Source organism: uncultured Sphingomonas sp., from assembly GCF_964021865.1.
GTDB lineage: Bacteria > Pseudomonadota > Alphaproteobacteria > Sphingomonadales > Sphingomonadaceae > Sphingomonas.
The window spans coordinates 26,995-37,139 of the sequence record NZ_CAXIAM010000033.1; the positions used below are offsets into that span (position 1 = coordinate 26,995).

At 67.5% G+C, this 10,145-nt stretch carries 6 protein-coding genes and 1 tRNA gene; 5 read left to right on the forward strand and 2 right to left on the reverse strand.

Going from position 1 to position 10,145, the window contains the following annotated elements; all coding sequences use genetic code 11:
- Nucleotides 1-24: 24 nt before the first annotated feature.
- On the reverse strand, nucleotides 25-1,053 hold the full coding sequence (locus tag AADI75_RS10205; RefSeq protein ID WP_341208921.1) for a lytic murein transglycosylase: 1,029 nt from the start codon (nucleotides 1,051-1,053) through the stop codon (nucleotides 25-27).
- A 137-nt stretch (nucleotides 1,054-1,190) separates the two neighbouring features.
- Here AADI75_RS10205 and AADI75_RS10210 point away from each other — a divergent pair.
- The 3 genes from AADI75_RS10210 to AADI75_RS10220 all read left to right on the forward strand — a co-directional run bounded on the left by AADI75_RS10210 (nucleotide 1,191) and on the right by AADI75_RS10220 (nucleotide 4,769).
- Nucleotides 1,191-1,280 (forward strand) — tRNA-Ser (locus tag AADI75_RS10210).
- A 129-nt stretch (nucleotides 1,281-1,409) separates the two neighbouring features.
- On the forward strand, nucleotides 1,410-3,842 hold the full coding sequence (locus AADI75_RS10215; RefSeq protein WP_341208922.1) for a TonB-dependent receptor: 2,433 nt from the start codon (nucleotides 1,410-1,412) through the stop codon (nucleotides 3,840-3,842).
- Between the two features lie 54 nt (nucleotides 3,843-3,896).
- Nucleotides 3,897-4,769 (forward strand): SGNH/GDSL hydrolase family protein, encoded by an 873-nt coding sequence (locus AADI75_RS10220; RefSeq protein ID WP_341208923.1) that lies wholly within the window; start codon nucleotides 3,897-3,899, stop codon nucleotides 4,767-4,769.
- 216 nt (nucleotides 4,770-4,985) lie between these two features.
- Here the strand turns inward: AADI75_RS10220 and AADI75_RS10225 are convergent, their stop codons facing one another.
- Entirely contained in the window at nucleotides 4,986-5,459 is a 474-nt protein-coding gene (locus tag AADI75_RS10225) for an Lrp/AsnC ligand binding domain-containing protein (RefSeq protein ID WP_341208924.1), read from the reverse strand.
- Between the two features lie 115 nt (nucleotides 5,460-5,574).
- On the opposite strand from AADI75_RS10225, the gene putA reads away from it, so the two are divergent.
- Nucleotides 5,575-9,192: a trifunctional transcriptional regulator/proline dehydrogenase/L-glutamate gamma-semialdehyde dehydrogenase gene (gene putA / locus AADI75_RS10230; protein WP_341208925.1), complete on the forward strand. Its 3,618-nt coding sequence runs from the start codon at nucleotides 5,575-5,577 to the stop codon at nucleotides 9,190-9,192.
- 86 nt (nucleotides 9,193-9,278) lie between these two features.
- A partial coding sequence (locus tag AADI75_RS10235) for a Na+/H+ antiporter NhaA (RefSeq protein WP_341208926.1) occupies nucleotides 9,279-10,145 on the forward strand: 867 nt, incomplete at its 3' end.

Below are 10,145 nucleotides of genomic sequence, written 5' to 3' on the forward strand. Positions count from 1 at the left end.
GCGTCATGCCATAGCGCGCCACCGCTACGACGCAATCGCATCGGCAAGCAGGCCGACCGACAGCGCGTAGAAATTCGAGCAATTGTAGTCGAGGATCACGCGGTAATTGCCGGTGAGCAGATAGGCGGTCTGTCCAGGCCCGTCGGGTTCGATGAGCGTCGCCTGCACGTCGTCGGCGAGCGTGCGGCTCTGCGCCGACACGCCGAGCGCGCGCCACTCCGCCATCGAGCGCCACGCGCTGTGCCGCTCGAACACGCGTGGGCAGCGCGGCGAGACGAGCCGATTGCGGACCTCGCTCCGGTCGAAGCTGGCGGGCACGTTGACCGCGACGCCCCACGGCTGGCCGCGTCGCCAGCCGGCCTGGACGAAGTAATTGCCGATCGAGGCCAGCGTGTCCGCCGCCGAGTTCCAGATGTCGGCACGGCCGTCGCCATCGCCGTCCTTGGCCAGGCGCAGGTAGATCGACGGCAGGAATTGCGGGTTGCCCATCGCCCCCGCCCAGCTGCCGGTGAGCTGCGTCCGGGACACACCGCGGTCGATCATCTTGAGTGCGGCGATCAACTCGCCCTCGAACAGCGGGCGGCGACGGCCCTCATAGGCGAGGCTGGCGAGGCTGCGCACGGTATCGAAGTTGCCGGTGTAGCTGCCGTAATTGGTTTCATGACCCCAGATCGCGACCATGATCTCCTCGGGCACGCCGGTCGCCGCCTCGACCCGCGCCAGTCGGGCGCGCTGCGCCGTGTAGGTGGCGCGGCCGCGCGAGATCCGCGCCGTGTCGACGTGCATCGTGCGATAGGGCGCGAAGCGCGGGACCGGCGCGTTGGGGCGCGCTTCGGGTTGCTGCTGGTCTAGTGCCACGACGCGCGGGTTGAAGGTCAGCGCCGGCAGGACATTGTCGACCGTCGCGGCGGTCACGCCGGCGGCGAGTGCCCGCCCGCGTACCTGCGTCAGATAGCTCCGGAAGCCGCTGTCGTCCTGTGCCAAGGCGATCGTCGGCGCGATCAGGCACGCCCCTGCGGCCAGACCGCGCGTGAGAGTTGTTACCGCTTTCATGATCGCCCGGTTCTGACACAGCGCGTGCGGTGACGGTACCGCAAATCATCGCGCCGGCAGCACGGATGGCCGCAGCCGCAGCGAGGGGGTTGAATACGCCCGAGCCTTGCTGCCATAGGCACCCGCACCGCGCGTCGGGAAGAGTGGCCGAGCGGTTTAAGGCACTGGTCTTGAAAACCAGCGAGGGTGCAAGCTCTCCGTGGGTTCGAATCCCACCTCTTCCGCCATTCCCTTCCTCGCCGTTGTGGCCAAGCCCGGCTTAGGGGCGGGCAAGCAAGCATTGCTCCCTAATCACTATCCGAGACGTAGAGAATGGGCGGCCATGTAAGGGTCGAAGAACAAGAAGGGGAATTCGCATGAGCACCACCCGAGCCGCGCTGTTGGCCGGTGCCGCGCTGTTGCTGCCGGTGCTGGCGACGTCGGTTGCCGCACAGACCACGCCCGCCGCCACCAGCGACGCTGAACCCGCCGCGGAGGCGCCAGTCGATAATGAGGTGGTCGTCACCGGTACGCGTGCGCCGGGGCGTAGCCGGCTGGATACCGTTTCGCCGGTCGACGTGCTGAGCGGGGACACGTTGCGGGCGCAGGGCACGACCGAGTTGGCCGATGCGCTCTCCACGGTCGCGCCATCGGTGGACTTCCCGCGTCAGGCGGCGGTCGACGGAACCGACGCGATCCGCCCCGCGACGCTGCGCGGGTTGTCGCCGGACCAGACGTTGGTGCTCATCAACGGAACGCGGGCGCATACGTCGGCGCTGCTCAACATCAACGGTTCGATCGGACGCGGCTCGGCGGCGGTCGATCTCAATACGATCCCGACGGTCGCGCTCGACCGCGTCGAGGTGCTGCGCGAGGGCGCGTCGGCGCAATACGGGTCGGACGCGATTGCGGGTGTCATCAACCTGCGACTGCGCGAGGCGCGCGCGGGCGGCGGCGCGAACGTCACCTTCGGCACCTATGCGACGACGTATGACGCCGCGCGCACCTCGCGCTCGGTACGCGACGGCGAAACCGCGACGTTCAGCGGCTGGAAGGGCTTCGCGCTGGGTAGCGAAGGGTTCCTGACCGTCTCGGGCGAATATGTCTCACGTCAGCCGACCAACCGTGCCGACATCGATCCGCGTGGCGCCGCCCCGCAGCGTATCCGTGCACGGTTCGGCGATCCCGAGGTCGAGCAAGGCACGGTGTACGTCAACGCCGCGGTGCCGCTGGGTGACGGATCCTGGACCGCCTATGCCAATGGCGGTTTCCAGCAGCGCGACAGCGAAAGCGGCGCGTTTCCGCGCGTGGCCAATGCCAACAATGCCAATGCGCAAGCGCTGATCGACCTCTACCCGGACGGCTTCCTGCCGCTGATCGCATCGCGGTCGAAGGACTATAACGCGACCGCCGGCGTGCGTGGCGATCTGGGCGGCTGGAATACCGATCTGACCGTCAGCTATGGCCGCAACACGATCGATTTCGAGACGCGCAATTCGGGTAACGCGACCTTGGGCAGCGCCTCACCGCGTGATTTCGACAGCGGTCGGCTGACCTACGACCAGTTGACCGCCGGGCTGGACCTGGCGCGCGAATATACGTTGGGTGCCGCGGTCATCAACATCGCGGCCGGTGGCGAATATCGTCGCGAAGGCTTTGCGATCGGCGCCGGGCAGCCGGAGAGCTACAATCGCGCTGCGGGCGCATCGAGCGCGCTGGCATCGGGCGCGCAGGGCTTCGTCGGGTTCCAGCCCTCGAACGAGGTCGACGTTCATCGCAGCAACGGCAGCCTCTATCTCGATGTCGAGGCGCGGCTTTGGGACAAGCTGACCTTCGGTGCCGCTGCGCGTGGCGAAACCTATTCGGACTTCGGCGAGACCGCGACCGCCAAGCTGTCAGCGCGGTATGACGTAGCGCCGTGGCTGGCGTTCCGCGGCTCTGTGTCGACCGGTTTCCGCGCGCCATCGCTCCAGCAGCAATATTATACGTCGACACAGTCGTTGGTGAACGGCAACGTCCTTCAGGAAACCGGCCTCTATCCGGTATCGAGCAACATCGCCCGCGCGCTGGGCGCGTTGCCGCTCGACCCGGAGAAGTCGCGGAACTACTCGGTCGGCACGGTGGTGCGTGTCGGCGGGTTCAGCCTGACGGTCGACGGTTACCACATCCGCATCCGCAACCAGATCGCGCTTTCGGAGAACATCCAGGCCACCGCCAGCGCGCAGGTCGGTGCGCTGCTCGCGCCATTCGGGGTGCAGGCGGCACGCTTCTTCATCAACGGCATTCAGACGACCACCAAGGGGCTGGACATCGTCGCCGCCTATACGCTGCGCACCGAACGCCTCGGCAGCTTCAACCTGAGCGCAGCGGCGAACCTGAACGACATCTCGGTCGATCGCATCCCGACCTCGACTGCGGCGCTCAACCCTGCCCCCAACCTGTTCGGGCGCAATCGCATCCTGACGATCGAGCAGGGCACGCCGCGCACCAAGATCGTCGGCGCGGTCGATTGGCGCGGCGACGCGCTGGGCGCAACGATCCGCGCGGTGCATTATGGCAATGTGCTGCAGCCCGGCACGGTGCTGGCGAACGACGTCTACACCGGACGCAACACGATCATCGATCTGGAGGGGCGGTATCGCTTCAACGACAATGTCACGCTGGCGCTGGGAGCGGAAAACCTGTTCGACGTCTATCCGAACACCACGCCGGCCGCGCTCAACAACAACGGCGTGACCGCTTTCCCCTATTATTCACCATTCGGGTTCAACGGGCGGCAGATCTACGGACGACTTAACCTGTCTTGGTGATATTGCGCGCCGTCGCGGTTCACTGACCGCGACGGCGTCGCTATGCGCGAGGCCATGCGTAGCCTGCTCCTCTCCCTTGCCGCCCTGATGTCGACCGGCGCCCGTGCCGAGGCGGAGACGATCCTGTTCGTCGGCAACAGCTTCACCTTCGGCGCCAACACGCCGGTGCGGGTGATGAACGCCGATCGCGTGACCGACCTGAACTATGAAGGGGTCGGAGAGCGGATCGGAGGCGTGCCGGGCTTGTTCAAGCGCTTCACCGAGCAGGCCGGGCTCGATTGGCAGGTGTCGCTCGAAACATCCGGCGGGAAGACGCTCGGCTGGCATCTGGCGGAGCGGCGCGCGCCGATCGATCGCGCCTGGGACCATGTCGTGCTGCAGGAATATAGCACGCTCGATCCCGACCGGCCGGGCGACGGCGCGGCGACGATCGCCGATGCCAGGCGGATCGCCGACCTGCTGCGCGCGCGCAATCCGAAGGTCGCGATCACTCTGTCGGCGACATGGACGCGGCCCGATCTGGTGTTCCTGCCCGGCAAGCGCTGGTCCGGGACGCCCGTCGCGACGATGGCCAACGACCTGCGGCGCGCGATCGACACGGCCGCCCGCCGGGCGAAGGCGGATGTCGCGCCGGTCGGTCAGGCCTTCACCTGCGCGATCCGCAGCGGTGTCGCCGACGCCAACCCCTATGACGGCATCGACTATACGCGCGTGCCGCTATGGTCCTACGATCAGTATCACGCCAGCAGCTACGGCTATTATCTCGAAGCGTTGGTGGTGTTCGGGCGGGTGACCGGGATCGATCCGCGAACACTGGGTGCGCGTGAGGCGGCGGCGAGCGATCTCGGGTTTTCGGAGGCCGAAACCACGGCGCTCCAGCAAACGGCATATGACGCGATCGCCACCGACGGCGGCTGCGGCCGATAACCGACGGATGCCCTGCTTCATCGCGGAGCAATATCGCTTGGCTATGGATGGTACAAAATATTCAGAACACGAGGGCGCATCATCCACAATCGCTACTATCGCCACCAACGACTGCGTCGGCAGACCAAGGTGCTCGCCTTTACGATCTTCCTCCTGCTCGTCGGTGCGGCGAGCCTGGGATTGTGCCTCTACGCCCTCAAGGGTTGAGGTCCCGGGTCACATGCCGGCGTCGCGGATCGTCTCCATCGCCACGAAGGTGGAGGTGCTGGCGACATGCGGGAGTGAGGAGATGCGCTCGCCCAGCACCTCGCGGTAGCGGCGGATATCGGCGGTACGGACCTTGAGCAGATAATCGAAGCTGCTGGCGATCATGTGGCATTCCTCGACCTCGGGGATGCGCAACACCGCGCGGCGGAATTCCTCCAGCGCCGCCTCTCGGGTATCGGACAGTTTCACCTCGGTGAAGGCGACATGGTCGAGCCCGAGCCGCGCCGGATCGACGATCGCGCGAAAACCGAGGATGTAGCCGCCATCGATCAATCGCCGTAGCCGCACCTGACACGGCGTCTTCGACAGCCCTACCCTGCGCGCCAGTTCGGTGACCGAAATGCGACCCTCTGCGCGCAGCACGTCGATGATGCGCCGGTCGAACGCGTCGATTGGCCCGGTGGTGGTGACTTTCTGGTCCATTCGCTCTGTCATGACCGGCTAAATCGCTTCGAACGGTTCGTTGATGCCGCAAATCCGGTCGGATCGCCAGAGGTGGATCGGCTATGGCGTTCTCACCACGAGAGGATGTCCTGCGATGCGCGCCGCTTTGCCCCCGTTCGCAAATTTCGCCCCGCCGATCCGTCCGCAAAGCGCGCTGCGGCAGGCGATCACCGCCGCCTATCGCCGAAGCGAGCCCGAATGCCTCGCGCCGTTGCTCGAGGCGGCGACGCTGCCCGATGAGGTGCGCGCCGCGGCGGCGGCCACCGCGACCGCGTTGGTCACTGCGCTGCGTGCGAAGCACAGGGGGACCGGCGTCGAAGGGCTGGTGCAGGAATATGCCTTGTCGAGCCAGGAGGGCGTCGCGCTGATGTGCCTCGCTGAAGCCTTGCTGCGCATCCCGGACACCGCGACGCGCGACGCGCTGATCCGCGACAAGATTTCGGGCGGCGACTGGCGGGCGCATGTCGGCGACGGGCGCTCGCTGTTCGTCAATGCCGCGACCTGGGGACTGGTCGTGACCGGCAAGCTGACCGGCAGCGTCAACGACAGCGGGCTGAGCGCCGCGCTCACCCGGCTGATCGCGCGCGCGGGCGAGCCAGTGATCCGGCGCGGCGTCGATATGGCGATGCGGATGATGGGCGAACAGTTCGTGACCGGCGAGACGATCGCCGAGGCGCTGAAGCGGTCGCGCCCGCTGGAGGCGCGCGGCTTCCGCTACAGCTACGACATGCTCGGCGAGGCGGCGACGACCGCGGCGGATGCGGACCGCTATTATCGCGATTATGAGGAGGCGGTGAAGGCGATCGGGGTCGCGTCCGCCGGGCGCGGCATCTACGAAGGGCCGGGCATCTCGATCAAGCTGTCGGCGCTCCACCCCCGTTATGTCCGCGCACAGGCGGCGCGGGTGATGGACGAGCTGCTTCCGCGCGTGAAGGCGCTGGCGGTGCTCGCCAAGGGCTACGACATCGGGCTCAACATCGATGCCGAGGAGGCCGACCGGCTGGAGCTGTCGCTCGATCTGCTCGAAAGCCTCGCGACCGATCCCGACCTTGCCGGGTGGGACGGGCTGGGCTTCGTGGTGCAGGCCTATGGCAAGCGCTGCCCGTTCGTGATCGACTGGATCGTCGACCTCGCGCGGCGGGCCGGGCGGCGGATCATGGTGCGGCTCGTCAAGGGCGCGTATTGGGATGCCGAGATCAAGCGCGCGCAGGTCGATGGCTTGCCCGATTTCCCCGTCTATACCCGCAAGGTCCATACTGACGTCGCCTATACCGCCTGTGCGCGCAAGCTGATGGCGGCGCGCGATGCGGTGTTCCCGCAGTTCGCGACGCACAATGCGCAGACGCTGAGCGCGATCTATCAGCTCGCCGGCGGTGATTTCACGGTCGGCGATTACGAGTTCCAGTGCCTGCACGGCATGGGCGAGCCGCTGTATGACGAGGTCGTCGGCGCGGCGAAGCTGAACCGGCCGTGCCGGATCTACGCGCCGGTCGGTACGCACGAGACGTTGCTTGCCTATCTGGTTCGGCGGCTGCTGGAGAACGGCGCAAATTCGTCGTTCGTGAACCGCATCGCCGATCCCGACGTGGCGATCGCCGATCTGATCGCCGATCCGGTGGAGACGGTGCGGCGGATGGCGTCGCCGGGGCAGAAGAATCCGCAGATCGCCCTGCCCCGGGAGCTGTACGGCGCGCGACTAAACTCGGCCGGGCTCGACCTGAGCGACGAGACGGTGCTGGCCTCCCTGAGCAGCACGTTGGCGGCCGAGGGACCGTGGCAGGCCGGTGAGATCGGAGCCGAGCGGGCGGTGTTGAACCCGGCCGACCACTGCGAGCGGGTCGGCACGGTGCGCGAGATGTCGGTCGCTCAGACGCAGGATGCGGCGCGGGCGGCGGCGGCCGCCGCCACGGCGTGGGCCGCCCGCTCGCCGGTGGAGCGGGCCGCCATGCTCGATCGCGCGGCCGATGCGATGCAGGGGCGAATGCCGCAGTTGCTGGCGCTGATCGTGCGCGAGGCGGGCAAGTCGCTGCCCAACGCGATCGCCGAGGTGCGCGAGGCGATCGACTTCCTGCGCTATTATGCGCAACAGGCGCGCGCGACGCTGGGCGCCGGGCATCGATCGCCGGGCGTGGTGACGTGCATCAGCCCGTGGAACTTCCCGCTCGCGATCTTCACCGGGCAGGTCGCCGCCGCTTTGGTCGCGGGCAATGCGGTGCTCGCCAAGCCGGCGGAGGAAACGCCGCTGATCGCCGCACAGGGCGTGGCCATCCTGCACGAAGCGGGCGTGCCGCGCAACGTGTTGCAGTTGATCCCCGGCGACGGTGCGATCGGCGCCGCGCTGGTCGCCGCGCCCGAGACGATGGCGGTCATGTTCACCGGTTCGACCGAGGTCGCGCGACTGATCCAGCGTGAGCTGGCCAAGCGATTGCTCCCCGATGGCGCGCCGATCCCGTTCATCGCCGAGACCGGCGGTCAGAATGCGATGATCGTCGATTCCTCCGCGCTGGCCGAGCAGGTGGTGGCGGACGTGATCGCCTCCGCCTTCGACAGCGCCGGGCAGCGCTGTTCGGCGCTGCGCATCCTGTGCCTTCAGGACGAAGTCGCCGATCGCACGCTGACGATGATCCGCGGCGCGCTGCACGAACTGTCGATCGGGCGCACCGATCGGCTGGCGGTCGACATCGGCCCGGTGATCTCTGCCGAGGCACAGGCGACGATCGAGCGGCACATCGCGAAGATGCGCGCCGCCGGGCACCATGTGGAGCAGGTGGCGCTGTCGGGCGACACCGCCAACGGTACGTTCGTTCCGCCGACGATCATCGAGCTGAGCGATATCGCCGAGCTGGAGCGCGAGGTGTTCGGGCCGGTGCTGCACGTCGTGCGCTTCCGCCGCGCCGATCTCGACCGGCTGATCGATCGCATCAACGCCACCGGATACGGACTGACCTTCGGGCTGCACACGCGACTGGACGAGACGATCGCGCACGTCACGAGCCGGGTGAAAGCAGGAAATCTCTATATCAATCGCAACGTGATCGGCGCGGTCGTCGGCGTGCAGCCGTTCGGCGGGCGGGGGCTGTCGGGCACCGGACCGAAGGCAGGCGGGCCGCTCTATCTCGGGCGGTTGGTGAGTGGCGCGGCGCTTCCACCACCGGTGGTGAGCGACCATGCCGATCCCGCGGCGCGCGATCTGGCGATGCGGCTGGAGGAGCTCGGCGAGGCGACCGCCGCGGCGCGGGTCCGCGATGCGATCACCGCGTCGATGCTGGGGGCGGAAATCGAGCTGGCCGGACCGGTCGGCGAGCGCAACCTCTATGCACTGCATCCGCGCGGCCGTGTGCTGGCGCTGCCACAGACCCGCGCCGGGCTGATCGAACAGCTGGGCGTTGCGCTGGCGGCAGGTAACGAGGTGGTGGTCGGCAACGCTGCCGTCGCCGGCGAGACGCTGTCGGTGCTTCCGGCCAGCGCCGCGGCGCGTGTGCGTGTCGCCGCCGATTGGCAGCGTGAGCCGGCGTTCGCGGGGACGTTGATCGAGGGCAGCGCCGCGGACGTCAGCGCGGTGCTGGATTTACTGGCGCAGCTTCCCGGCCCAATCGTGCTGCCCCAGGCGGCGAGCGCCGGCTATCGGCTGGACTGGCTGGTCGAGGAAGTGTCGACCTCGATCAACACCACCGCAGCGGGTGGCAATGCGAGCCTGATGAGCCTCAATTGATCTTGATGTGAGTTGCGCGGGGACGCGTCGGTCGGAACGGCGATGTGGGTGAGCCGTATAATCTCCACAGACAATCGAGGAACATCATGGCGCTCACCCCGCGCCTTTCCGGGCAGGTCGCGGCCCGGGCGCATCATTCACGCGCGGCACGTTTCGTCAAACGTGTCGCGCCGTTTTTCGCGATGGGCGAGGTATCCGGCGGCCCGTTGCTGATCGCCTCGTTGGTCGCGCTCGTCCTCGTCAACTCGCCGCTGGGCGCGGGGTATGAGCGGATCTGGGATACCGACCTGCGCTTCAGCTACGGCGGCGAGATCATCGCGATGCCGCTCGCCGAATGGGTGAACGACGCGCTGATGCCGCTGTTCTTCCTGATCATCGGTACAGAGGTGAAGCGAGAATTCAGCAAAGGATCGCTGGCTTCGGTCAAGACCGCAGTGCTTCCGGTCGCTGGTGCGATCGGCGGGCTGGTGGTGCCGATCGCCATTTACCTCGCCTTCAACCTGGGCAAACCGACGCAGCACGGCTGGGGCGTGGTGGCGGCAATGGACACGGCGTTCAGCCTCGCGATCGTGGCGATGTTCACGACCCGGCTGCCGCCAGCGGTGCGCGCGGTGCTGCTCGCCTTCGCCGCGATCGACGACGTGTTTGGTTTGCTGGTGATCGCCATCGCTTACACCGAGACGCTCAGCGTCGCTTTCCTGTTGCTGGCGGCGGCCGGATATGTCGGCATCCTGGCGCTGCTGCGGCTCGGCTGGGTTGCCTCGATCGCCTATGTGCTGGTGGGATGCGCGGTGTGGATCGGCGTGCTCGGCTCGGGCGTGCATCCGACCATCGCCGGCGTTGCGATCGGGCTGCTGCTCCCGACCCGCTCGCGACTGTCGGAGCAGCGGTTCGTCGAGCGGGTACAGCGCCCGGTTGAACGCCTGCGCCGCGCGCAGCAGGTGGCGACCACC